The organism is Xanthomonas sp. LMG 12460, from assembly GCF_009192895.1.
Taxonomy (GTDB): Bacteria; Pseudomonadota; Gammaproteobacteria; order Xanthomonadales; family Xanthomonadaceae; genus Xanthomonas_A; species Xanthomonas_A sontii.
Map to the genome: position 1 here is coordinate 31329 of NZ_NKUH01000066.1, position 24612 is coordinate 55940.

Sequence of the window (24612 nt, forward strand, 5' to 3'; positions counted from 1 at the left end):
AGCGGCTTCAGCCGCGACAGGTTTTATCGGGAACGCCCATCGCGGCTGAAGCCGCTCCTTACACGACACCATCCATGCCACGGCGATGCAGGCGCGCTGACTGCGTTACAGCGCGTCCGCGTCCAGTTCGCCGGTGCGGATCCGCACCACCGTGCCCAGGTCGTAGACGAACACCTTGCCGTCGCCGATCTTGCCGGTGGCGGCGGCCTTGACGATGGCCTCGACCACGCGCTCGACCTGGTCCTCGCTGACCGCCACTTCCAGCTTCACCTTGGGGAGGAAGTCGACCACGTACTCGGCGCCGCGGTACAGCTCGGTGTGGCCCTTCTGCCGGCCGAAACCCTTGACCTCGGTGACGGTGATGCCGGCCACGCCCTGTGCGGCGAGCGCTTCGCGCACGTCGTCGAGCTTGAACGGCTTGATCACGGCCATGATCATCTTCATGCGGCATTCTCCAATCACAATGGCCTCAGGATAGCGCGGTTGCGCGATCGGCGGCCGTCGGGTTCAATGGCCGCGCGCCCCCAACGCCGGAATTTTCCGACAGCGCGCCGCGTCCGATCCCGATGGCCCCGACCTGCCGGGTGCCGCAATCTGACGCCACCTGCCGGAGACAGCCATGATCGACCTCAACCATCTCGACGACCTCGCCCGCCGCCTCAGCGACCTGGTGCCGCCGGGTCTGCGCCAATCCCGCGACGAACTGCAGAGCACCTTCAAGAGCGCGCTGCAGGCCGGGCTCGGCAAGCTCGACCTGGTCACCCGCGAGGAGTTCGAAGTGCAGCGTGCGGTGCTGCTGCGCACCCGCGAGAAGCTCGAAGCGCTGGAGCGCAGCGTCGCCGCGCTGGAAGCGGCGCGCAGCGGACAGACTCCCAGCCCCAACGCCTGATCCACCCGCCACCATGAGCCTGGCGCTGGTGCACAGCCGTGCCCGCGCGGGGGTGCTTGCGCCTCCGGTTCGGGTCGAAGTCCATCTGTCCGGCGGCCTGCCGGCCACGCAGATCGTCGGCCTGCCCGAGGCGGCGGTGCGCGAGTCGCGCGATCGCGTCCGCGCCGCCCTGCTCTGCGCGCAGTACGAATTCCCGGCACGGCGGATCACCGTCAACCTGGCCCCGGCCGACCTGCCCAAGGAGGGCGGCCGCTTCGACCTGCCGATCGCGCTGGGCATCCTCGCCGCCGCCGGCCAGCTCGACCCGCAGGTGCTGGGCCAGTACGAATTCCTCGGCGAACTGGCCTTGACCGGCGAACTGCGTCCGGTCGACGGCGTCCTGCCGGCCGCGCTGGCTGCCGCCCAGGCCGGACGCACGCTGATCGTCCCGGCCGACAACGGCGCCGAGGCCGCGCTGGCGCAACACGTACAGGCCTTCACCGCACGCACGCTGCTGGAGGTCTGCGCGCTGCTCAACGGCAGCAAGGCCCTACCGGCGGCAACGGCGCCGTCCGCGGTCGCCGCACCCTTTCCCGACCTGAGCGACGTGCGCGGCCAGGCGCAGGCGCGGCGTGCCCTGGAAATCGCCGCGGCCGGGCACCACCACCTGCTGCTGATCGGCAGCCCCGGCTGCGGCAAGACCCTGCTGGCCTCGCGCCTGCCCGGGATCCTGCCCGCGGCCAGCGAAACCGAGGCACTGGAGAGCGCGGCCATCGCCTCGGTCAGCGGCCGCGGCGTGGATCCGGCGCGCTGGCGGCAACGCCCCTACCGCGCACCGCACCACACCGCCAGCGCGGTATCGCTGGTCGGTGGCGGCAGCCATCCGCGCCCCGGCGAAATCTCGCTGTCGCATCATGGCGTGCTGTTCCTGGACGAACTACCCGAATGGAACCGGCATGCACTGGAAGTGCTGCGCGAACCGCTGGAGTCGGGCCAGGTGACGGTGTCGCGCGCCGCGCGCAGCGCCGAGTTTCCCGCGCGCTTCCAGTTGGTGGCGGCGATGAATCCCTGCCCCTGCGGCTGGGCCGGCGACCCCAGCGGCCGCTGCCGCTGCAGCGAGGACGCAGTGCGGCGCTATCGCGCGCGTATCTCCGGGCCACTGCTGGACCGCATCGACCTGCACGTGGAAGTGCCGCGGCTCCCGCCACAGGCGCTGCGCGCCGATGCCCCGCCCGGCGAAGCCAGCGCCACGGTGCGCGCCCGCGTCGAACAGGCGCGGCAACGGCAACAGCGCCGCGCCGGCCGGCCCAACGGCCAGCTCGGCCACAGCGAGACCCTGCGCGACTGCCGGCTGCAGCCGCACGATGAAGCGTTGCTGGAACACGCGATCGAGCGCCTGCGGCTGTCGGCGCGCTCGCTGCACCGTATCCTGCGCGTGGCGCGCACCATCGCCGACCTGGACGCCAGCGACGCCATCGCCACCGCGCACCTGACCGAGGCCATCGCCTACCGGCAACTGGATCGCGGCGAACCGGCCCCGGTGGCGCGTAGCGCCTAGGACCGCCGCCACCGCTGGTCTGTGGATCGAACGGATGCGGGCCATGTTGGAGCGCCGCCCGCACCACCTCCGACGCACTCACTCCTCTGCGAGCTTGAGCCGCAGGACGGTGGCCTGTCGTGTGGGTGCGGCTTCGGGGAACCGCCAATAACGACGGGAAGTAGTTTGCAGGAGCGGCTTCAGCCGCGACGGGGCCTTCCCGGCGAAGCCTGTCGCGGCTGACGCCGCTTCTACAAACGACCCGACCAATCCGCAGCCGGCGAACCCTCCCGCAGGAACGCGGCGGGCACCGCGCTCCTGCGGGATGGCGCGCGTGCCCCCTGGCGCGACGCTGCGCCTATCCCGCCCAACCGCGAGGCGGCGGCGGCCTCCTCGGGCCAATCGGCGCGGCGGTCGCCGCGCCGTGCACCACCGCTGCCCACGTCACACACACCGTTGTTCCAGGCGACTATCTCCGCCTGGAACAAGGTTGCTGCGATACGCCGCCTCGTTCAGGGCAGCGACGTGTACGGCTGTCGCCACGGATTGACTTCGACGTAGCTGCGGCCGGTCACGGCAGCGCCGTTGAGCGTGCCGACCACTTGCGAAGCGCCTTCCCAATACGTGCGGTGCCCGGTCCAGAGCATCTCCTGGTCGTCGACCAGCGGCGTGATGAGCAGGTTGCCTTCCGGCAGGATCACGTTCCACTTGGACTCGTAGGTGTAACCGGAGTTCGGACTCGTCCAGGTCGCCAGCCGTTGCAGATCCATCTGGTCGCCGGAGACGGGGGTCGCCACGCCCTTGGACACGCGCGTGCCGTACTTGTTGGTAATGGCGCCAGTGTTGGGGTCCTGAAGGTAATACAGCATGTACTGGGTGTCGTTATCCATCTGGATGGCGAACCAGTTCCAGCCGCCGCCGAAGAAGGAGCCGTTCTCGTCGGAGGCCATGCCTTTCACGAACCACTGCCGGTCCTGCCACGAGGTACCGATGATCTTGATCGGCACGCCGTTGTCGTAGACCGTGCCTTCGGTGTCCAGCGCCGTGGAAGAGTAGTACGCCGAGGTCTTGGCGATGGGACGGTAGTCCACCACGCCGTTGCCGTTATGCAGCACGAACGGCATGTCGCTGCTGGTCTTGAGGTCGATGGCGAAGCGCCCATCGCTCAGTGCGCCCTTGATCGCGTAATTCTGCTGCGACCCGCTGATCGACCAGCCGTTGTTGGCGAAGTTGAAAGAGCCCTTCTGATCGGGAATCTGATCGGTGACGACGCGCTCCTCCACCTTGTGCAGCTTGTTGTTCACGTCGGTGACCGCGAAGTGCCAGGAATAGGTGGCAGGCCCGGACCCGATCGGCCACAACTGGAACACGGTGACCTCGTAGCCGAATTCGCGCTTGGCGCCGCTGGGGTCCACGCCATACAGATGGCCGACGAAATACCACCATTCCAACTGACTGTGGTGCGGACCCTCGTCGCGCGGCAATTGCACCGGCGTGGGTTCTTCGAACACCTGCGCAGCCACGGGTGCGGACGAGAAGCCGCACGCGATGACCATGGCAGCAGCGAGCCAGCCGCGGAAGCGGCTAAACGTTTTTGTTGACAGACGCATTGTGATCCCCTGCAAGATGATGATGGATGTCGTACTGATTGGATGCGACTGGGCACTTCACGGCAGGACGCGCATCCCCCAATCCACGCCCCACGGGTTCATTTCGGCGAATGCCCTGCCGGTGATCGATTTCCCCGCCACCGTGCCGACCACCTTGGCAGGACCCTCGAAATAGAACTTCTGCGTGGCCGGCGCATACAGCTCGGCGTTCTGCAGCGTCGGCGTGATCGTGATCGCGCCGTCCGGCAAGGTGACCTTCCATTGCGCCGGATAGGTGTAGCCGGTGTTGGGGCTCGTCCAGCTGCCGATCCGTTCGAGCTTGAGCGCACTGGGATCGAGCGGGGTGTAGTGACCTTCGGCGGTCTTGACGGCGAGCGCCTGATCGACCGTACCGTCGCCCTTCATGAAGAAACTGATGTTGTATTGGCTGTTGTCGTCCAACGACACGCCGAACCAGGTCCACCCGCTGTTGGCGTCGCCCGGGATGCCGTTGGCCCATTCGTGGTCGTACCAGGAAGTGCCGGTGACCTTGACCGGCACGCCGTGATCCCAGACGGTGCCGCTGGTTGCATTGACGTTGAAGGAATAATACGGCGAGATGAATCCGCCATAGGTTTCCACGCCATTGGTTCCGTTCAAGGTCGGTTTCTGCAGCGCCTGGGTACTGAGGTCGATGGCATAATCCAGATCGACAGGCGCGGCCTTGGCATAATAACTGCCCATCGAACCGCCCATCTGGAAGCCGGCGACGTCCAGATCGAAACGATCCGTCGACGTGGTGAACGGCCCGGTCACCACCTGCTTCTTGAAACGGAAATCGCCGCGATCCAGATCCGAGATCGCGAAATGCGCGTCGTAGATCGGTGCGGTATTGGCGACACCAACGATCTGAAATACCACCATTTCATACGCGTATGAGTGTTTTCCCCCAGATGGATCGGTGCCGTCCAGAAAACCGGTCATGTACCACCATTCGGCCGGCTGGCGATGCGACGCTTCGTCGTGTGGGAGCGAGATGCTTGTTTCGATGGGTGGAAATGTCCCGATCGCCTGCGCGGACGCGGCGGGCGCAAGCAGCGTCGCGGGAAACGCGAGAGCGGCGATCGCGAAGGCATGCACGAGTTCGTGCATCCGAATCATTTTCATGACGGAATCCCCTGAGTAGCATTAAGTGAGTACCGACTGCAGCTGTCGGGCTTGCGTGGAACGCGATGACGTTTTGTGCAGTGCAGCGATGTCGCGTTCGATTCAAATCTATTGCCGCCGTTGTGGCTGTCAATGATTCAATTTTAAATTTTTCAATCCTGCAACGCAGGTCTCATCATGACAGCGCATGACGCTCAATCGGCGTCGGCGGCAGCGGGATTTATAACCAATTTCCGACAATCACCGCAGACGATGCGCAAATCGCAGAAAATTTCCCCATACTTATTTTCCGCAATGCGCACGGACGTTCCGTGCATAGAAATCCGCCGGTCACGCTTCCTGTCCAAATAATCGTCCAGTGCAAAATGTTCCACGCCGCGGCATCCGCGAGCAGAGCCTCAAAGCATCCGGTCGGCCGCGGCCACCGCATCGGCGATCAAGCCGTTGCAGCGGCGCGCATGCGTGAAGGTCATGCCATGGGAGGCGCCGGCGAGTACCTCATGGCGCACCTGCGGCAGCCAGGCCGCCAGGGCGGCGGCGTTGTCGCGGTACTGGGCCGGACTGCGTTCGCCGGCGACCAGCAACACCGGCATCGCCAGGGCAGCGGCCTGCTCGGGTCGGTACGCCGGCAGCACGTCGGCGATCTGCGGCACCAGGGTCTGCGCGTTGTCGCGCACCATCTGCCGAAAGCTTGCGCTGCTGCGCGCCCAGGCGCCGGGCTGGCTGACCGAATCGACGAAGCATTCCAGGCCGGCCTCCACCTGGCCACCCTGCAGCAACGCGATCGCCTGTGCGCGGACCGCCTGAACGTCGGCCGGCAGGCCCTGCCGCTGCGGGCCGCCCGGATCGAACAGGGTCAGGCTGGCGATGGCATCCGGCCGCAGCAGCGCCGCCTGCCAGGCCACGGCGGCACCACGGGAATGACCGACCAGATGCACCGGCCGCGCTTCCTCGGCGATGAAGGCGGCGAGCTGCTGCGCATGCCAGCGCCAGCCGAACGCATGCCGCGACGCCGACGGCAGCCGCGGGTAGTACTGGCCCAGGCTCAGCGCGCTGAGCTGGAAGCGGTCGGCCAGGCCGCGCAGTTGTGGCGCCCAGTAGCGGTAGTCGCACAGGGCCCCATGCACCAGCAGCACCGGCGCGCCCTCGCCCACCCGCAGATAGGCCAGCGCATCGTCCGCGCCGAGCCGGCGGACGGCCGGCTTGGGCAGGGGCGTGCGCGAACTGCTCGTCGCGATCATGCGTGCGACACCGCGACTACCGCCAGCGACGCCGACAGCCAGCGGCCAACAACACCATCGTCGCGCAAGCAACACGCCGTTTGCGTCGAAAGGGAAGTGGGGAAGCGCTCGGCATCCCGATACGATAGCCGTATCGCCCCGGCGCGGCGACACTGCAGCGATGCGGTGGCGATGGGCGGCACAGGCACAGCATCGCGCTGGCCGCGCGGCACACGCGCCGGAACGGCGGCGGCAGCCTCCCACCCACAAGGCTGCCAGAGCACGCTCCCGCATGAGGGCTTGTGCGACGCAGGGTCGCGCTGTGTCGCACCCTGCATGCATCAGGCAATGACACCTCCAGAATGTGGCGCGTCCGCGGCGCGACGATGGCGAGGCGATGACCTTGATCTCACCGCAAGGGTGTTCCGCGCTTGCCACCATCGCACCGCGGACGCCGCTGCCTCCGCCTCAGGCGCATCACCCGCGCCGAGACGGTCGAACCCGGCCTGGCCTTTCCCCCGATCAGCCAGGCCGCCGGGACGCAGAGGCGGCAGCCGCCCCTGTGTCCCTCGCCACTCCGTCAGTCGACGAAGCTCAGCACCAGCGCGCGCACCTGCTTCACCGACACGCCCGCCTGCTGTTTCAGCGCGCCGAGCGCGTAGGCGCTGAGCGTTTCGCGGTCCATGCGTGCGGCCGAACGCGGCGCCACCACGTGGAGCGTGCCGTCTTCCAGCAGGGACAGGCGCAGCGTAGCGTTCTCGTCCGCATCGACGGCCACACTGGTCTGGGCGCTGGCGCGAACGTTCTGCTGCAGGTTCGGCGCGGTCGGCGCGCTGCCGTCCAGCGGGTGCAGCGCCAGGCTGCTGCCCAGGTCTTCCACCCGCAGGCGGCCAAGCGCGCGGCCTTCGCCGTCGAACACCGTCAGCACCGCCACTTCAGGCTGCGCCAGGGTCTCGCCACCGGTAGCGAGGCTCACGCCGGCACCGTTGCGCAGCACCTGCTCCATCGCCACATCGCCCGGGGCACCGCCGCGCTGGCCGGCACCCTGGCTTGCGGCGCCAGCACCGCCCTGGGCATCGACGACGTTGCCTGCGCCGTTGCCACCGGTATTGGCGCCCGCCGAGCCGGTGGCACCGTCGGCCGCGGTGATCCCGGTGCCCGTGCCGATCGCAGCGCCGGCAGTGCCGCCGGCACCGCCCGAACCACCGGCGCTACCGCCAAGGCCACTGCCGCTGCCACCGGCGGCGCCACCCGATGCCGTGCTGCCGGCGCCGGTCGGATCGAGCGAGGTTCCACCCAGCCGCGGTTGCGCCGATGCGCCCAGTTCCCCCATCGCGCCGGCCGCTGCCGAAATCGCGCCCGCCGCCGTCAACGAATTGCCGTCGGCGGTGCCGCCCGGCTGCGTGCCGTTGCCCCCCATGCTCGGCTGCGAGACCGCGTCCACCGCGTTGCGGCCCGGCAGGTCCTCGATGCCGGCGACGGTCTGCTGACGCGCGTCGGTCAGGCGGTAGTTGCCCGCGTCGGCACCGCTCAGGGCCAGTGCGATCTGCACCGTCTTGCCCGCCGCGGCCGAGGCATTGTCGTACTGACCCCGACCCTGCAGCGCGACCTCGTCGCCAGCGACCACGCCACGCAGCGGCGGCAGTACCAGCACCGCGTCGCTGCCGCCGTCGAAGCGCTTGTCCAGCACGGCCACATTGCCGACGGTCAGTGCCTTCGCCGCCACGTCGCCGCGCGACTGCAGGCTGGTGTTGACCAGGCGATAGTTGCCGGCATCGCCACCGCGCAGGTCCGCGGTCACGTCCACGCGCTTGCCGGTGCCGGCGTTCTTGGTGTCGTAAAGGCCCTGCAAGATCAACGCCACGTCGTCCCCACCGACCGTGCCGACCAGGCCGCTGCTACCGACGGTGGCGGTCCGGTTGCCGTCGTACACCTTGGTGGTCACGCTCAGCGTGCCGGCGTCGATCGTCTTGGGCGTGATGTCGCCGCTGGACTGCAGGCGCGTCGCGAGCAACTGGTAGTTGCCGGCATCGCCACCGCGCAAGCCCGCGGTCACGTCCACCCGCTTGCCCGTGCCGGCGTTCCTGTCGTCGTACTGGCCCTGCAGGACCAGTGCCACGTCGTCCCCGCTCAGCGTGCCGACCGGGCCGTTGCTGCCGACGTTGGCGGTGCGGTTGCCGTCGTACACCTTGGCGGTCACGCTCAGCGTGCCGGCGTCGATCGTCTTGGGCGTGATCGAGGCGGTACTGCCGCGCGGCGTCGAGGTGGCCACGTCCATGACGTAGTTGTCGGCATCGGTGCCGCCGAGTTGTGCGGCGACCACGACGCTCTTGTTGTCGCCGACGTTCTTGTCGACGAACGCGGCCTGGGTGGCGACGGACACATCGTCGCCGACGACGGCATTGCCGAGCGTGGCGTTGCGCACCTGCGCGCCGATCCCGCCGTCGTACACCTTGCCGGCGATGTCGACCGCCACCGTCAGCGTGCGCTTGGCGATGTCGGCATAGGCCGTGCTGTCGACCAGGTAGTTGCCTGCATCGCTGCCGCCGAGCGCGATGCCGGACACGGTGACCTGCTTGTTGACGCCGGCGCGCTTGTCGGCGAACACCGCGCCGGATGCACCGGCGAAGCGCACGTCGTCGCCGCTCACCACGCCGCTCAGGGCCGCCGACCCCAGGCTGGCGGCGGTGGTGCCGTCGTAGACCTTGCCCTGGATCGAGCCGGCCCCCAGCTGCAGCGTCTTCTGGCCGATCGTACCGATGTTGGCACTGGCGCTGGTGCTGGCCAGACCGTAGCCGTACACGCGCACCGCGCCGTTGCCGGCGTGGTCCACGCTGAGGCCGTCGACGGTGACCGCCTTGCCGTGGCCGACGTTCTTGCTGTCGTAGTGCGCGGCGGTGCCGGTGACGACAACCGTATCGCCGTCGATCGCACCGCTGCTGGCCGTGTAGCCGATCCCGCCCAGTGCGGCAGCGGCATTGCCGTCATAGGTCTTGCTGGCTGCGCCGGTGAGGGCGACGGCAACGGTCGGGGCGACGCGGTAAAGGAAACCGCTGCCCGCATCCAGCACGGTGCTGCCGGTGCCGGCGTTGTACTGCTTGAACTGCGGCGCCAGACCGCCGCGGGTGTCATTGAGCGGCGAGGTGGAATACACCAGCCAGCGGCCGTTGCCGGTGCTCACCGCGCTGCTGCCTGCCTGATTGATGAAGTTGCGGCCGGCCGCCAGCAGCACGCCGGTCTGTCGCTGCGCGGCATTGCCCGCGCTCACCGCCTGTTGCAGCGTCAGGTCCGCGCTGGCGCCGGTCAGGCGCACGTCCACCGCGCCGGTGGAGGCGATGCCGGCGAGGCCATCGACACTGCCGACCAGCAGGCTGCCGTTGTTGCGGAAAGTCAGGTCGCCGCTCTGCGCCGCGATCGCGTTCACCAGGGTACTGGCGGAGGTCAGCGACACCGCGCCGCTGGAGCGCAGCGCCAGCGCCGCGGCGGTCAACGCGCCGCTGCCCTGGATGCCGGTGCCGGCGACGTCGTTGAGCGACAGCGTCTGCGCGGCGCTGATCCCGTGGTTCAGGCTCAGGCCGCCCTGCGCGGCGCTGAGATAGAGGCTGCCGCCGCTCACGCCGACGTCGTCGGTCTGCTGCAAACGACGCGCCTGCACCTGCATGCGGTTGCCAACGGCGACGTTGAACGCCCCCATCGTCACGTCATTGCCCGACGCATCCACACGCAACGTGCTCACGCCGTTGAAGCGCGACAGCATGCTGCCGCTCAGGACAGTGCTGCTGCCGCCGAACGCGAACGGGTTGCCGCCGGACAGGGCGAAGGCCACGGTAGCTGCCGTCTGATTGCTCAGCGTGGTGCTGGCCGCATCGAAACCGGTGCCGGCAGTGGCGGCGAGGGTGGCGGCGCTGTTGTTGAAGTTGATCGCGCTGTTCAGGCCCAAGGTTCCTGTCGCGTTCAATCCCACCGTCCCGGTGGTGCCGGCGCGCACATTCAAGCCGGTCAGTGTGTCGGCGAGACCCAGGCCCCAAGTGGCGCTGGAACTGGCGATCTGGGTGGCGCCGCCCACGTCCAGCGCCAGCGTGGTGAAGTTGAAGGTACTGTCGCTGAGGGTGGCGCCAGCGCCGGCGGTGACCGCCAGTTTGGCCGCAGATACGCCGCCGTTGACTCCCAAGACGCGTTGGCCGCTCTTCAGGCTCACGGTGCTGGCGCCAGTGACGATGTCGCTGTCGAACACCAGGTCGCCGCCGTCGCTGCGGCCCACTTCCAGCGTGGCCGCGTTGACCTGGCCGATCGTCGCGTTGCTGAGCCCGGTGCCCAGATGCAGGGCGTTGGCCGCGGTCATCTGCCGGATCGTGACCTTGCCGTTGCCGCCGTTGGCGGTGACATGCTGGCTGAGGTTGATGGTGTCGCCGGTCAGGATCACGTCGCCGGTGCTGTTGCTGAGGCTGCCGGCGGTGATGTCCAGGGTCTTGTCGAGCAGTTCGAAGCTGCCGCTGGCGTTGAAGTTGTAGTTGCCGGAGACGCTGATGGTGCCGGTGCCGTCGGCGCGGCCGATGGTCAGGTTGCGGATGCCCGGCAACTTGTTCAGCGTCGCCGCAGAGGCGAAGCCGTTGGCGTCGCCCAGCACCATGTTGACCGAAGGGTCGTACGGCTCCAAGCGCATCGACGCGGTGCTGAGGTTGTTGAGAGTCGACGAGCCCCAGTCGATCTTGTTGGCGCGCAGCACCAGCACGCCACTACCGGTATCGAGATTGACCGGTACGTTGCCGAACACGATGTTGCCGCTGGTGTAGATGCTGGCGCCGCCCTTCATGGTGAAGGCGGTATCGATGTTGAAGTCGCCACTGGCGTCGATCAGGCCGTTGAGGATCTTCTCGCCGCTGGTGTAGCTGCCATCGGCCTTGAACAGCACGCGCCCGGCGCCGAGGGTCATGTTGGAGTTCAGTGTCACCGCGCCCTGCCCGGTGGACAGGTACACGTTGCCGCCATTGCTGAAGATCGGCGAGTTCAGGGTCAGGTCGCCGCCACCCATGTTGTCCGAGTCGCCCCAGATGCGCACGTAGCCGCCATTGGTGGTCAGCGCGCCGCTGACCGAGATGCCGTCGGCGCCGTACAGGGTGATCGAGCCGGCGCCCGGGGTACCGTTGCCGTTCTGGGTGACGTCGTGGGTCGGCAGCGTGCCGGGATTGGTGCCGGGGCCATGTGCGATCAGGTTGCCGATGCTGCTCAGGAAGCCGGTGTTGGTGCGTCCGCTCTGCATGTAGATGCTGCCGGTCCCGAACACTTCCACCGTATTGGTCGGATTGGCGAAGCTGATGGTGCCGTTGGTGTTCTCCAGACGCAGGCTGACATTGTTGGCCATGCTCAGGCGGCCGTTGCCGCCGTTCAGCGACAGGTCGCCGAAGGTGATGCCATTGTCGGCCACCAGCATCACGTTGGCGTTCTGCGCCTGCAGGTCCCGCACGTATACCGTGCTTCCGCCCAGGGAACCGATGCCGGTGCCGCCGCCTTGGATGCTGATGGTGTCCGGATCCAGCAGCAGGTCGCCCATCGCGCCGTTGGCCGCGCTGGCATCGGTGCGGCCGCTGTAGGCGAGTTGCTGCTTGCCGGAGACTTCGGCGCGGCCGCCGTTGCCGCCTTGCGCGCCACCGCGCACGGCGATGCTGCCGGCGAACCGGGTGTCGCCGTCGGACCAGACCACCGCTTCGCCGCCGTTGCCGCTGCTGCCGGCGCTGGCGTCGAGCGCGACGCTGGCATCGGCCTCCACGTGGGTGGCGTTACGCAACGCCGGATCGTGCCCCTGCCAACCGCCGCCGACGTGGATGGCGCCACCGCCGGTCGCGCCGCTGGCATCCAGGCGCGCGCCGCCGTCCAGGCGTAGCTGCTGGCCTAGCACGTCGATGCGGCCGCCCTGGCCGGTCGCCGAACTGGCGTCGAGGCGGCCGCTGACGTGGACCTGGCCGGCGTCGCCGCCGTCGAGCAGGATGCGACCGCCATGCGCGCCCAGCGAGGTCGCTTCGACCACGCCATCCATGTTGATGACGCTGGAGCGCAGCGCGCTGGCGCCGGCGGCGCTGAGCACCACGTTGTTGCCGCGGATGGTGCCGCTCTGCGCCAGTTCCGCCTTCAGCGCGTCCTGGGCGACCGCCAGCGACAGCAGGCCGTCGCTGCCGAAGTCCACCGCAACGCGATCGCCTGCGGCCAGGCCGACCTGGCCCGCCGCGATGCTGCCGGTGTTGCTCACCGCCGGCGCCAGCAATGCCACCACGCCGCCGTTGGCGCGGATCGCGCCGTCGTTGCGCACCGCGCCGGCCGCACCGCTGGCGACGAAGCGCGCGTGGCCGCCCAGGAAGTCGCTGTCGCTGATGCCAAGCGAGCTGACCAGCAGCCCGCCCACGTCCACCTGCGCGCCCTTGCCGAAGTACACGCCGTTGGGATTGACCAGCCAGACCTGGCCGTTGCCGCTCAGTTCGCCCAGCACCTGGCTGGGCGTACCACCGAGCACGCGGTTCAGCGCGATGGCGGTGCTGTCGGGCTGCTCGAAGCGCACGCTGGCCTGGTTGCCGATGTCGAAGCTGTTCCAGTTCAGGATCAGCCGCTGGCTGTCCTGATGCACGGTCAGGTTGGCGCCGTGCTGGTCCAGGTGCGCATTGCCGGCGGCGATCTGCGCGCCGTCGGGCAATGCGCCAGGATCCACGGCATAGGCCGACAGCGGCACGCTGCCGATGGCGATCGCGGCGGCGGCAGCGCGCACCACGGTGCCGCTGCGCTTGCCGCGGCGGCGGGAAATCTCGGCGGCGACCACGTAGGCGCCACGCAGTTCGTCCCAGATCAAACGGTAGATGTGATTCATGCGAATCGTCCTCAGAAGGCGTGGAGTGGCGGCGTCAGAAGCGCAGGCTGGCCTGCAGCCACAGGTAGTGGTCGTCGCGCAAGCCGTCGGCGTTCAGGCCGGCGGCGCTGCGGCCGGGGTTGTCGCCCAGCCGGTGCGCCCAGGCACCGCGCAGCGACCAGCGCTCGCCTTGCAGGTTCAGGCCGATACCAGCGCTGGACAGGTCATACGCATTGCCCGACCACGGCATCACCGATCCCGCCCACGGATCGATGTGCTGACGCACGTGGCCGTGATCGGCGAACAACAGCGCCTGCGCACGCACGTGCCTGGCGACGAGGAAATCGCGGCGCAGCTCGGCATTGACCAGCCAGCCGTTGTCGCCGCTGCCTTCGCCGACCGCATGCCCGCGCACCCCGGACGGGCCGCCGAGCAGGAACTTCTCCGATGAATCCAGGTTCTTGCTGGCGAACTGGCCATTGGCACCCACGTACAGACCCCAGTTGCTCAAGCCGCCCAGGCTCTGATTGCGCTCCACGCGCCAGACCAGCTTGTTGTAGCTGCCGCGGGTGCGCGCGCTCAGCCCGTCGGCGATGCGGTCGGCCGCGTTGTCCAACTCCACACGGCCGGCGACCCAGCCCAGGCTGGCGCCGAAGTAACCGCCGCCCCACCAACCGTCCCAGGCGTTGCCGCTGAGCATGGTGGTGAGCCGGTCCAGATTGCGCTCGCGCAGGACCTGGCCCAGCGCCTTGTCGACCAGCTCGCGACGCTCGGCGTCCATGCTGATCCACAGGCTGCGCTTGCGCGTGCGCAACAGCGGATAGCTGAGGCCGGCGCTGACGGTACGCGCGCTGCCGCGCAGGTCCAGCGGCTTGAACTCGGCGCCAACCGCGTAGTGCATCGACGAGGCGGCGACGTTGGCGCGCAGACCCGACGGGGTCAGGCCGATGGCGTAGTTCAGACCCAGCAGATCACTGCCGCTGCTGTGGCTGAGGTTCACGCCGAGCAGGTCCTCGTGCTCGAACGGCCGATTCACCGCGCCCCAGGCGCTGCTGCGCCACGCGCCGGTGTAGCGGTTGGCGAAGTTGTCCACGCTCGCGCCGCCGATCCACGCCGGCGCACTATCGGCACGGATCAGCAGGCGGCTGCTGCCGGGCTCGGCGCCCTTTTCCAGCGTCGCACGCGCGCTCACGCCTGGCACGTCGTTGATCAACAGCAGCGCGCGCTCCAACTGGTCGTTGCGCACCGGCCCTTCGGGCAAGGCCGCATCGGCGATGCCGGTCGCGCGGGCGCGCAGCGCGGCATCGTCGGACAGCACCTGCACGCGGCCGGGCGCGTTCTGCAGACGCCCGATCATGATCGCGATCTCCAGCTCGCCGTTGCTCAGGTCCTGCCGCGGCAGATAGGCGCGCGCCAGCAGATAACCCTGCGCCTGCAGCGCGGCACTGACCCGCTGCGCCAGCGCCTGCAACTGCGCGTGGGTCAGCGACTTGCCCAGCGCATCGGCAACCACCGCCTGCAGCGCCTGCGTGTCGATCGCGCCCTCGGCTCCGCTGAAGCGGACGCGGTCGATGCGTGCGCTGAAGCCGCCATCCGGCGCATCGGGCAACGGCGCCTGCAGCAACGCGGCCGCATCGTCGGCCGGCGGCTGCAACCGTTCCTGGCGCTGCTGCTGGTTGAGCAGCGAACCCGCGTCCGGCGGCGCCGTCTGCGCAAGAGCCAAATTGACAGCGAGTGGCAACGAGCCGAGGCCAAGAAGCTTGGCCAGCCGCGTGGTATTCATGCAATGTCCCCGTGTGGTGCGCAGAACGCGCCCTTGTTGATCGGCGCCATTCTGGAGATCACGAGGGTGTGAAAACTTACGAGTTCTGACACGCCCGCGTAACGTCAGAAGACCGCATACGCATCCCGCTCGCGCCGCAGAATTGCAGGCTTTTTCGGCGGATTTTTGGCGCACTCAAACGGTCGGCGCCCGGCACGCCACCCTCATCGGCGGCGGAATTCTGACGCGCATCGCCGGCGCCACAGCGTGCGCGCACTCGATTGCGCAAGATCGCCATCGCACGCTCGCCTTACGGTGTGGCGCAGTCACTCCACGCGCACGGGCTCGGTCGTCAGGTAGCCGCGCGCGTGCTCGGTGCGGATCGGCAGTTCTTGGCGGCAGGCGTCGCGGCAGCGCCGACGCAGCCGGCTGATCAAGGTGTCGAGGCGACGCTGGTCGAAGGACATCCAGTCCCAGCCCAGCGCCTCGGCCACCTCGCGGCGGCCGGCCATCTCGCCGGCGCGCACGGCCAGCACCCGCAACAGCGCGAACTCGCGCGCGCTCAGTTCCAGACGCGCATCCTCCGGCGTGTACAGGCAGCATTCGCTGGCGACCAGACGCCAGCCGCGCGGCAGCCGCCGCAACAGCGCACGCACGTGCGCCGCCAGTTCCGCCAGGCGCACCGGCTTGACCAGATAGTGGTCGGCCCCGTTCTCCAGGCCATGGATGCGGTCCTCGCTGGCACCGCGTGCGGTCAACATGATGATGCCGACGCCCGGGGAGGCGCTGCGCAGGCGCTCCACGATCTCCAGGCCATCGGCATCGGGGAGCCCGCGATCGAGGATCACCACGTCGAAGCGCAGCCCGGCACTTGCGGCGAAGAAGGCCGCGGCCGAGCCAGCGGATACCACGCGGTGTCCGGCGCCGACCAGATAACTCTGCAGTTCCTCGCACAGATCCACTTCGTCTTCGAGCAGACCGATCAATGCCATGTCAGCGTGCCTCCCCGGCGCGGCGGCGGCGCGCGACGCCATGCCGTGCGCCGCATGTGCGGTGCGTGCGCATGCTCACCGCCCCTCCGCGGCGACGGCCTGGGGCAGGCGCAGGCTGAAGGTCGCGCCGCGGCCGTCGCTGTCCAGGGTCAATTCGCCGCCCAATCGCAGGGCGATGCGCTTGACCAGGTACAGCCCCAGCCCCGCGCCGGCAGTCCCGCCGCTGCCGCTGCCGCGCGCGAACTTGCGGAAGATCCCGGTGTGCTCGTGCTGCGGAATGCCGGGACCCTGATCGGCGACGCCGAGGATCAGGGTCTGCGCCTGCGCCGTGGCCGTCAGCCGTACCGGTTGTCCCGGCCCGGAGTACTTCAGGGCGTTGCCCAACAGATTGTCCAGGGCGATCCGCAGCAGGCCGCGGTCGCAATCCACCCGCAGCGGCGCCTGCGCCAGTTCGACCCGCACGCGCTCGCGTGACGGATCGAGCGCGTCCAGCACCTCGTCGATGAGCGCGGGCAACGCAAACACCTCGCGCTTGAGCGCGCCTTCGTCCGAGAGCACCTGTTCATCGTCGAGGAAACGTTCGATCAACTCGGACATGCGCTCCACCGATCGCTGGATCTTCTCGATGCGGCGGCGTCCTGCCGGCTGCAGCGCGGTCTCCGTGTCCTGCAGCATCTGGCCACTGGCATGGATGATCGACAAGGGCGTGCGGAACTCGTGCGACAGCAACGTCACGAATTCGCGCTGCTCCTCGCGCAGCCGCTGCTCGGCGACCAGTGCCTGCCGCAATTGCGTCTTGCTTTCGCGCAGGCGCTGCTCGGTGGCCTGGCGCTGCACGATTTCCTCGGCCAGTTCGCGGGTGCGTTCGCGCACCTTGTGCTCCAGCGATGCCTCGGACTGCTGCGAGAGTTCCAGCGCCAGGGCCAATGCGTCTTGGCGCTGCTTCTCCAGCGCGTAGAAGCGTTGCGCGAAACTGAAGGTCAGCAACAGCAGGTGCAGGGTCAGGCCCACCGCCAGCGGCGCGCCATTGCGCAGCCACGGCGTGTTCGGCAGCAGGCCAAGGTTGATCAGGAAGCCGCGGAAGAATGCGATGTACAGCACCAGGAACGCCACCAGGTACAGCTTGGCCATGGCCTGGCCGCGCCAGCTCAGGTAAGCCGCCACCAGCAGCAGCAACGGTACGCTGACCAGGCTCAGCCCCTGCACGAACGGCATCACCGTGCCGAACCTGCCAAGCAGGAATCCGCTGCAGGCGACGCCGATCACCAGCCACACGAAGGTTTCGTAGGCGCGCGACAGCCGCGGGAAATGCGTGTGCAAAGCCATCAACCGCACGCTGAAGGACACGGCGATGGCCACGCTGAGCGCCAGCACCACGCCGAGTACGGTGTCGCCGCCATCGTGCGTGTCCAGACGAAAGAACGGGCCGACCAGGCCCCGGGTCTTGTACACGCTGTAGCCGCTGGTGGCGATGTAGGCGACATACCAGCGCACCGGCCCCACACCGCTGCGTCGCCAGATGAAGGTGCCGGCCATGCACAGCGCGAGGATGAAGCCCAGGAAGATGCTGTCCTGGCTGGCGGACAAGGCCTCGTGGGCGAGCAGCGCCTGCGGCTCCCACAGCTTCAGCGCCACCGTCATCGCGTTGCGCTCGGTCAGGCGCAGGTAGACCTCCGGATAGCGTCCATCCGGCGCTTCCAACTGGAACACCGGCGTCCGCAGCAGGTAGGGGTACTCGCGCTGCGACACGTCCTCGCCGCGGCGCAGTTCGCGGAAGCCACCGCCAGGCTGCGGCACGTATAGGCGCACGGTATCGGCCAGCGGCGCGTCCACCTGCAACATCAGCACCCGAGGCAGGCGGGTCATGCGATCCAGGCGCAGGCGCAGCCAGACCGCATCAGGGATGTAGCCGAGACTGAACTCCGGCGACGCCGGCTGCAGGTCGCCGCGCGCCGCCACCGCGTGCACGTCGAGCGTGCCGGCACGGTCGCGCAGCATCTGTACGTGCCCGTCCAGGGCAATGGAGCGGCGGCCCTGCTCGGAGACCGACTGGATCCCGCCGCACCCGCCAAGCAACAGGACGATCAGGAGCAACAGGGGCGTGAGCGTCGAGCGGCGGCGCATGAAGAACCCGGCGTTGTATCCGAACGTGTGCGTATGCAGGTGGCGGGCGTCACTGAAAGCACTGCGAGCGGCATCCCCATGCCGGCCCTGTGGCGGACACTACCCTGGCCGCTTCGAAATTCTACACAGGGAGACATGTAATGTGAAATTCATCAACCTATGACGTTGCGCAACACCTCGTTCCGTGCGTTCCGGCGCACGTCCCGTCTCCGAACACGCACGCAGCCAGTACCACGCCTGGCGCCCTGCTCGGACACCGCGCAGACGGCTCCAGCAGAGCACGCCGCGTACCATGCTTCTGGGAGCGGATGGGACGCTGACCAAGCGCTGGGACAAGGTCGGGGTCGCGCGGGCATGACGCATCGGCGCCACAGCGCCCGGCAGCGAGCAACGCATGCGTTCGCACGGCCGCAGGGCGGCGGAAGCGAAAGAGTAAAGAGGAGCCAGCGCAGATGGCGGACAGGACGCGGGCGATGCCAGACAGGATCGGCATGCACGGCGGGGGATGGCGCGCCCGGAGGGATTCGAACCCCCGACCAATGGCTTCGGAAGCCACTACTCTATCCGGCTGAGCTACGGGCGCAACGGACGCGCATTCTAACGGCATTCGTGGTCCGCGTCTCCCCCATTCGCACGGCCCGGCGACGGCGCGCGCGTCATGGGCATGCGGCCGCCGCCGTCCGCTCACCGGCACCTTGCGTCGACATGCGGCGCGGCGGCCACCTCGCCGTGGACGCCTGGCGCCCGTCCGCGTCCTGCGGCGCTCGGCCAACCAACGCAGGACACGGCGCATCCACCTCCGCGACGCGCCGCCGGCACCACGCGGCTGCTACCCTTGCGCGATGGGTTACGAACGCTACGAAACGCCTGCCGCGCTGCCGCCGCGCGCGCGCCTGGGCCAGTATTGGAAACTGCTGCGCGGCGACCGGCCGATCGGCGTGCTGCTGCTGCTGTGGCCGACCTGGTGGGCGCTGTGGCTGGCCGCCGATGGGATACCGCCGCTGTGGACCTTGTTCGTGTTCACCGCCGGGGTGTGGCTGACCCGCTCGGCCGGCTGCGTGATCAACGACTACGCCGACCGCTGGCTGGACCCGCAGGTCGAGCGCACCCGCAGCCGGCCGCTGGCCACCGGCGCGGTCAGCGGCCGCGAAGCGCTGGCGGTGTTCGCGGTGCTGATGCTGGTGGCGTTCGCGCTGGTGCTGACCATGAACGCGCTGACCATCGGCCTGAGCGTGGTCGGGCTGTTCCTGGCCGCCAGCTATCCCTACCTGAAGCGCTACACCTACCTGCCGCAGGTCTACCTGGGCATGGCCTTCGGCTGGGGCATTCCGATGGCCTTCGCCGCGGTGCGCGGCGAGGTGCCGGCGCTGGGCTGGCTGCTGTACGCGGTCAATATCCTGTGGGCCACCGCCTACGACACCTGGTATGCGATGGTCGATCGCGAGGACGACCTGCGCGCCGGCTCCAAGTCCACCGCCATCCTGTTCGGCGAACTCGACCTGGTCATCCAGGGCGTGCTGTACGCGCTGATGTTCGTCGCTCTCGCCTTCGTCGGGCATCGCGCGGACCTGGGCGTGTGGTACTGGGCCGGGCTGGGCGTGGCGGCGTTGCTGGTCGTCGTCGAATTCCGCATGGCCCGGCACCGCGAACGCGCTGCGTGCTTCCGCGCCTTCCTGCACAACAACTGGGTCGGCCTGGCGATCTTCGCCGGCATTGCCGCGGCGCTGGCACTGCGCGCCGGCTGACACCGACGCGGTTCGGCAGCCCGCTTCGGCGGCGCGCAACAAAACCCTGGCCACAGGCCACGCGATAGGCACGGGTCCGCCATGCGGTGCAGGCACAGCCGGTGCAGCGCTCACGGCACCCGCGCCACCACCCAGGCATCGACCCGTTCGACGCCGGCACGGCGCAGTGCCTTTGCCGCGGCGTGGAGGGTCGCGCCGGTGGTCATCACGTCGTCGATCAGCGCCACGTGCGCCGGCAACGCCGCCGAATCCGGCACCGCGAACGCACCACGCAGGTTGTGCCGGCGTGCGCGCGCATCCAGTTCGGATTGCGCCGCGGTCGCCCGCACCCGCTGCAGGTCCAGGCACAGCGGCAGCTCCAGCGCGCGCGCCAGTGGCCGCGCCAGTTCCAGCGCCTGGTCGTAACCGCGCTGGCGCAGCCGGGCCGGATGCAGCGGCACCGGCAGCAGCGCCTGCGGCCGCGGCAAGGCCGCGCAGCGTGCCTGCAGCAGCGCGGCGAGCAGGCGCCCGGCGGCCAGGTCCTGATGGAACTTGAAGCGGCGCAACAGGCCATCGACCGGCGCGGCGTACACGCAGGCGCTGGCCACCCGCTCCAGCAACGGCGGCCGGCGTTGGCACGCGCCGCAGACCTGCTCGGCATCCAGCGCCGGCAACGGCAGCGCGCAGCGGCAGCAGGCCGCCGCATTCCAGGGCACGCCGTCTCGACAGGCGGCACACAGGTCCAGGCCCGGCGCGCCGGGCTCCCCGCACACCAGGCAGCGTTCCGGCAGCAGGCGGCGCTGCAACCAGCGCCAACCGCCGTCAACCAAACCAGTCATTGTGAAGTTGACAGGACGTTGCATGCTTACCAGACTGCCCGCTTTCCCAGCCGCTGACCGTCAGGAAACCCCCATGTCCGCTGTCGTCCGACACGACTGGCAACGCCAGGAATTGCTCGCCCTGTTCGACCTGCCGTTCCCGGAACTGCTGCACCGCGCCGCCGCCGTGCATCGCGAACACTTCGATCCGGCGCAGGTGCAGGTGTCCACGCTGCTGTCGGTGAAGACCGGCGGCTGCCCGGAAGACTGCGCGTACTGCCCGCAGGCGCAGCGCTATGCCACCGGCGTGGAGGCGCAGAAGCTGATGAGCACCGAGGCGGTGCTGGACAAGGCGCGCCAGGCCAAGGCCGCCGGCGCGTCGCGGTTCTGCATGGGCGCGGCCTGGCGCTCGCCCAAGGACCGCGATATCCCGAAGGTGGCGGAGATGATCCGCGAGGTGAAGGCGCTGGGCCTGGAGACCTGCGCCACCCTGGGCATGCTCGACGGCACCCAGGCGCAGGCGCTGAAGGCGGCCGGGCTGGACTACTACAACCACAATCTGGACACCGCGCCGGATTTCTACGACTCGATCATCCACACCCGCCAGTACCAGGACCGCCTGGACACCCTGACCCACGTGCGCGACGCCGGCCTGAAGACCTGCTGCGGCGGCATCGTCGGCATGGGCGAGTCGCGCGACCAGCGCGCCGGCCTGCTGCAGGCGCTGGCCAACCTGCCGGTGCATCCGGACTCGGTGCCGATCAACCGCCTGGTGCAGGTCGCCGGCACCCCGCTGCACGGCACGGTCGAGCTGGACCCGTTCGAGTTCGTGCGCACGATCGCCGTCGCCCGCATCGCGATGCCGCGGGCGATGGTGCGGCTGTCGGCCGGGCGCGAGAGCATGAGCGACGAACTGCAGGCGCTGTGCTTCTGCGCCGGCGCCAACTCGATCTTCTACGGTGAGAAACTGCTGACCACCGGCAACCCGGACACCGAGCGTGACCAGGCGCTGTTCGCGCGGCTGGGGCTGCGGCCGATGCAGGTGATGGTGGATGCCGACGCGCACGACCATCCCGGCACCGTGCACGCGGACATCACCGCCCAGCCCACACCGGCGATCGCCGCCGCGCTGGTCTGAGCCTGGGGCGTCCGTCCGCCGATCCGGCCGTCCATCGCCGGCGGCGCCCGGCCCGGCCGGGGACGCGCTACGCTAGCCCGCCAGATGCCCGTCCCGCGCCCATGGCCCGTCCCGACCTGCACGACCGCATCCAGTCCGCGCGCGCCCTACGCGAAGCGCAGGGGCGCCTGCGCGTGCGCCGCAGCGTCGGCCGCCGCGACGGCGTGCGCCTGGAAGTGGACGGCCGCTGGCTGACCGGCTTCTGCAGCAACGACTACCTGGGCCTGGCGCAGCAGTTCGAAGTGGTCGCCGCCCTGCAGGACGCGGCCGCGCGCGAGGGCGCCGGCGCCACCGCCTCGCACCTGGTGTGCGGCCACCACGCGCTGCACGAGGCGCTGGAACGCGAGATCGCCGACTGGCTCGGCTATCCGCAGGCGCTGCTGTTCGGCAGCGGCTTCATCGCCAACCTGGCGGTGCAGCAGGCGCTGCTGAGCGAGGAAGAGGACGTGTGCGTGCAGGACCGGCTCAACCACGCCAGCCTGCTCGACGCCAGCCGCCTGGCCGGCTGCCGCCTGCGTCGCTATCCGCATCTGGATGCCGAAGGCGCGATGCGCCAGCTCAAGCACGCCGCCGACGGGGCGGCGATGCTGGCCACCGATGGCGTGTTCAGCATGGACGGCGACGTCGCCCCGCTGCGCTCGCTGGCGCTGGTGGCGCGCACCCAACAGGCGCTGTTGTACGTGGACGACGCGCACGGCGTCGGCGTGGTCGGCCCGCAGGGGCGCGGCAGCGTCGCCGAGGCCGGGCTGGGTGTCGACAACGTTCCGCTGCAACTGGTGACCCTGGGCAAGGCACTGGGCGGCTACGGCGCCGCAGTGGTCGGCGATACCACGCTGATCCGGCATCTGGCCGAAACCGCGCGGCCGTATCTGTACACCACCGCGCTGCCGCCGGCGCAGGCCGCGGCCTCGCTGGCGGCGGTCAAGCTGGCGCGGCGCGACCAGTGGCGGCGCGAGCGGCTGGTCGAGCTGATCGCCCTGTTCCGCGGCGGCGCCCGCCGTCATGGCCTGGAGCTGATGGCCTCGGACACGCCGATCCAGCCGCTGCTGTGCGGCGAGGAGCGCACCGCACTGGCGTGGTCGGCGGCGCTGGAACAGGCCGGCTACCTGGTCTCGGCGATCCGCCCGCCGACCGTGCCGGAGGGCAAGTCGCGGCTGCGCGTGACCCTGTCGGCGCTGCACACGCCGGCGCAGGTGCAGGCGCTGCTGGATGCCCTGGCGCTGGCCCGCGATCGCGTGGCCGCGCACCCGCCCGGCGTGCCGGCGTGAGCGCGACCGGCCTCGCCGCGCGACGCGCGGTGTGGGACGCGCTGGCCACGCTGTACCTGGACACCGCGGTCGACGCACACCATCCGCAGATCGCCGCCGTGCTCGCCGCCTCGCCGTTCGCCACCGACACGCTGTGGCAGATGCTGCGCGAGGACGTGCATCCGCGGCTGGCGCCGAACCTGCTGACGCCGGCTGGCGCCTGGCAGGGCATCGACGGCGACTGGCTGAGCGCGGCGATCCAGCAGCGCCGTGGTGCGCATCGCGTGTCCGCCTGGCGCACCCGCGACTATCCGCGCCGACAGTGGCGCCTGCTGCTGCCGCAGGTGCTGGCGCAGCGCGCGGCACACTGACGCGACGGCCGACGCTGCCTTTCCTGTTCTTTCGCGACGACGGACGACGATGCATATCGACACCCTGGGGCAGGGCCCCGATCTGGTCCTGCTGCACGGCTGGGCGTTGAACGGCGGCATCTTCGCGCCCTTGGTCGAGCGCCTGTCGGCGCAGTACCGCCTGCACCTGGTGGACCTGCCCGGGCACGGCCACAGCCGCGGCGACGACACGCCACTGGCATTGCCGCACGTGGTCAGCGCGATCGCCGCGGCCACGCCGCCGGCCGTGTGGCTGGGCTGGTCGCTGGGCGGGCTGTTCGCGCTGCACGCCGCCGCCACGCAACCGCAGGTGCGCGGGCTGGCGATGCTCGCGGCGACGCCGCGCTTCGTACGCGGCAGCGACTGGCCGCACGCGGTGGAGCCGCAGGTGTTCGAACAGTTCGGCCGCGATCTGGCCGAGGACTATCGCGGCACCCTCGAGCGCTTCCTGGCACTGGATACGCTCGGCTCGGCGCACGCGCGCGCCGAACTGCGCACCTTGCGCGAGGCGCTCGACGCCCGCGGCGCGCCCGACCCGCACGTGCTGCAGGACGGGCTGACCCTGCTGGAACGTACCGATCTGCGCCGCGCCCTGCCCGGCCTGCGCGTGCCCAGCCTGTGGATCGGCGGCCAGCGCGACCGCCTGGTCCCACCCGCGGGCATGGAGGCCGCCGCGGCGCTGGCGCCGAACGCGCGCGCGCTGATCGTCGCCGGTGGCGGCCACGCCCCGTTCCTCGGCCATGCCGATACCGTGGCCGAAGCACTTCGCGGACTCCTGGCAACGCTGGACTAGCGGCGTCGCGCCGCGCGTTCCACGGTGCTGTCGTAGCAGTGGCTTCAGCCGCGACACGCCTGTTGCGTCGGGTCGCGGCTGAAGCCGCTCTACAAGCGCTTGCGTCGAGCCCGGCGGGTGCACTGTGGGAGGGACTTCAGTCCCGACGCATTGCGGGCACCTCGAACAACCTGCCAGGACCTGGAGCCAGGGGTAGCATCTGTCGCAACGGCACCAGAGCGGCGCCTGATCGTGGTGGTTGGGAGGCTGAGGTGGCCGCTGGGCTACCTCAGCCGATCACGCTGGCACCATGGCCCGCTCCTGTAGCCGTGCCAGCCGCATCACGTTATGGCTGGCGACCTTCAGCCCGATCACCACCTTTGCCCGCGCCAAA

General features: G+C 69.5%; 16 protein-coding genes and 1 tRNA gene. 7 read left to right on the forward strand and 10 right to left on the reverse strand.

The window, feature by feature from the left end:
• Positions 1 to 105 precede the first annotated feature (105 nt).
• A complete protein-coding gene (locus CEK66_RS13920) occupies positions 106 to 444 on the reverse strand; it encodes a P-II family nitrogen regulator (RefSeq protein ID WP_010341856.1) in 339 nt (112 codons plus the stop codon).
• A 175-nt stretch (positions 445 to 619) separates the two neighbouring features.
• On the opposite strand from CEK66_RS13920, the gene CEK66_RS13925 reads away from it, so the two are divergent.
• Both CEK66_RS13925 and CEK66_RS13930 read left to right on the forward strand, forming a co-directional pair.
• A complete protein-coding gene (locus CEK66_RS13925) occupies positions 620 to 889 on the forward strand; it encodes an accessory factor UbiK family protein (RefSeq protein ID WP_152237303.1) in 270 nt (89 codons plus the stop codon).
• A gap of 13 nt (positions 890 to 902) precedes the next feature.
• On the forward strand, positions 903 to 2426 hold the full coding sequence (locus tag CEK66_RS13930; RefSeq protein WP_152237304.1) for a YifB family Mg chelatase-like AAA ATPase: 1524 nt from the start codon (positions 903 to 905) through the stop codon (positions 2424 to 2426).
• 491 nt (positions 2427 to 2917) lie between these two features.
• Here CEK66_RS13930 and CEK66_RS13935 read toward each other — a convergent pair whose 3' ends face one another.
• The 8 genes from CEK66_RS13935 to CEK66_RS13970 form a co-directional block, all read right to left on the reverse strand.
• A complete protein-coding gene (locus tag CEK66_RS13935) occupies positions 2918 to 3961 on the reverse strand; it encodes a lipocalin-like domain-containing protein (RefSeq protein WP_152237305.1) in 1044 nt (347 codons plus the stop codon).
• Between the two features lie 111 nt (positions 3962 to 4072).
• Entirely contained in the window at positions 4073 to 5161 is a 1089-nt protein-coding gene (locus CEK66_RS13940) for a carotenoid 1,2-hydratase (RefSeq protein ID WP_226977771.1), read from the reverse strand.
• A gap of 398 nt (positions 5162 to 5559) precedes the next feature.
• Positions 5560 to 6402: an alpha/beta fold hydrolase gene (locus tag CEK66_RS13945; RefSeq protein WP_152237306.1), complete on the reverse strand. Its 843-nt coding sequence runs from the start codon at positions 6400 to 6402 to the stop codon at positions 5560 to 5562.
• A 559-nt stretch (positions 6403 to 6961) separates the two neighbouring features.
• Complete coding sequence (locus CEK66_RS13950; RefSeq protein ID WP_152237307.1) at positions 6962 to 13234, reverse strand: YDG domain-containing protein; 6273 nt, start codon at positions 13232 to 13234, stop codon at positions 6962 to 6964.
• A gap of 34 nt (positions 13235 to 13268) precedes the next feature.
• Positions 13269 to 14996, reverse strand: a complete 1728-nt coding sequence (locus CEK66_RS13955) for a ShlB/FhaC/HecB family hemolysin secretion/activation protein (protein WP_226975057.1) — start codon at positions 14994 to 14996, stop codon at positions 13269 to 13271.
• Between the two features lie 305 nt (positions 14997 to 15301).
• Positions 15302 to 15967, reverse strand: coding sequence for a response regulator transcription factor (locus CEK66_RS13960; protein WP_226977772.1), 666 nt, complete (start codon positions 15965 to 15967; stop codon positions 15302 to 15304).
• A gap of 75 nt (positions 15968 to 16042) precedes the next feature.
• Positions 16043 to 18061 (reverse strand): sensor histidine kinase, encoded by a 2019-nt coding sequence (locus tag CEK66_RS13965; protein ID WP_226978610.1) that lies wholly within the window; start codon positions 18059 to 18061, stop codon positions 16043 to 16045.
• 536 nt (positions 18062 to 18597) lie between these two features.
• A tRNA-Arg gene (locus tag CEK66_RS13970) sits at positions 18598 to 18674 on the reverse strand.
• Between the two features lie 259 nt (positions 18675 to 18933).
• On the opposite strand from CEK66_RS13970, the gene ubiA reads away from it, so the two are divergent.
• Positions 18934 to 19836 carry a 4-hydroxybenzoate octaprenyltransferase gene (gene ubiA, locus CEK66_RS13975; protein ID WP_017909533.1) on the forward strand — a complete coding sequence of 301 codons (903 nt, stop codon included), beginning with the start codon at positions 18934 to 18936 and terminating at the stop codon, positions 19834 to 19836.
• Positions 19837 to 19946: 110 nt separating this feature from the next.
• On the opposite strand, the gene CEK66_RS13980 is transcribed toward ubiA, so the two are convergent.
• Positions 19947 to 20654: a ComF family protein gene (locus tag CEK66_RS13980; protein WP_152237309.1), complete on the reverse strand. Its 708-nt coding sequence runs from the start codon at positions 20652 to 20654 to the stop codon at positions 19947 to 19949.
• 73 nt (positions 20655 to 20727) lie between these two features.
• Here CEK66_RS13980 and bioB point away from each other — a divergent pair, with 73 nt between their 5' ends.
• From bioB to bioH, 4 genes are all read left to right on the forward strand, one after another.
• A complete protein-coding gene (gene bioB, locus CEK66_RS13985) occupies positions 20728 to 21771 on the forward strand; it encodes a biotin synthase BioB (protein ID WP_017914166.1) in 1044 nt (347 codons plus the stop codon).
• A 101-nt stretch (positions 21772 to 21872) separates the two neighbouring features.
• Complete coding sequence (gene bioF / locus CEK66_RS13990) at positions 21873 to 23078, forward strand: 8-amino-7-oxononanoate synthase (protein ID WP_152237310.1); 1206 nt, start codon at positions 21873 to 21875, stop codon at positions 23076 to 23078.
• The gene (locus tag CEK66_RS13995) at positions 23075 to 23428 is read left to right on the forward strand and encodes a hypothetical protein (protein WP_152237311.1); all 354 of its coding nucleotides are present in this window, start codon (positions 23075 to 23077) and stop codon (positions 23426 to 23428) included. The genes bioF and CEK66_RS13995 overlap by 4 nt, the downstream gene beginning before the upstream one ends.
• Positions 23429 to 23477: 49 nt before the next feature.
• Complete coding sequence (bioH, locus tag CEK66_RS14000) at positions 23478 to 24239, forward strand: pimeloyl-ACP methyl ester esterase BioH (RefSeq protein WP_152237312.1); 762 nt, start codon at positions 23478 to 23480, stop codon at positions 24237 to 24239.
• Positions 24240 to 24612: the final 373 nt, after the last annotated feature.

Excerpts from the sequence above, each read along its gene's own strand:
- CEK66_RS13960 (WP_226977772.1), bottom strand. The coding sequence starts at position 15,967 with ATGGCATTGATCGGTCTGCTCGAAGACGAAGTGGATCTGTGCGAGGAA.
- bioF (WP_152237310.1), top strand. The coding sequence starts at position 21,873 with ATGGCCCGTCCCGACCTGCACGACCGCATCCAGTCCGCGCGCGCCCTA.
- CEK66_RS13935 (WP_152237305.1), bottom strand. The coding sequence starts at position 3,961 with ATGGTCATCGCGTGCGGCTTCTCGTCCGCACCCGTGGCTGCGCAGGTG.
- ubiA (WP_017909533.1), top strand. The coding sequence starts at position 18,934 with ATGGGTTACGAACGCTACGAAACGCCTGCCGCGCTGCCGCCGCGCGCG.
- CEK66_RS13955 (WP_226975057.1), bottom strand. The coding sequence starts at position 14,996 with ATGAATACCACGCGGCTGGCCAAGCTTCTTGGCCTCGGCTCGTTGCCA.
- CEK66_RS13980 (WP_152237309.1), bottom strand. The coding sequence starts at position 20,654 with ATGACTGGTTTGGTTGACGGCGGTTGGCGCTGGTTGCAGCGCCGCCTG.
- CEK66_RS13920 (WP_010341856.1), bottom strand. The coding sequence starts at position 444 with ATGAAGATGATCATGGCCGTGATCAAGCCGTTCAAGCTCGACGACGTG.
- CEK66_RS13950 (WP_152237307.1), bottom strand. The coding sequence starts at position 13,234 with ATGAATCACATCTACCGTTTGATCTGGGACGAACTGCGTGGCGCCTAC.
- CEK66_RS13945 (WP_152237306.1), bottom strand. The coding sequence starts at position 6,402 with ATGATCGCGACGAGCAGTTCGCGCACGCCCCTGCCCAAGCCGGCCGTC.
- CEK66_RS13940 (WP_226977771.1), bottom strand. The coding sequence starts at position 5,161 with ATGAAAATGATTCGGATGCACGAACTCGTGCATGCCTTCGCGATCGCC.
- bioB (WP_017914166.1), top strand. The coding sequence starts at position 20,728 with ATGTCCGCTGTCGTCCGACACGACTGGCAACGCCAGGAATTGCTCGCC.
- bioH (WP_152237312.1), top strand. The coding sequence starts at position 23,478 with ATGCATATCGACACCCTGGGGCAGGGCCCCGATCTGGTCCTGCTGCAC.
- CEK66_RS13925 (WP_152237303.1), top strand. The coding sequence starts at position 620 with ATGATCGACCTCAACCATCTCGACGACCTCGCCCGCCGCCTCAGCGAC.
- CEK66_RS13930 (WP_152237304.1), top strand. The coding sequence starts at position 903 with ATGAGCCTGGCGCTGGTGCACAGCCGTGCCCGCGCGGGGGTGCTTGCG.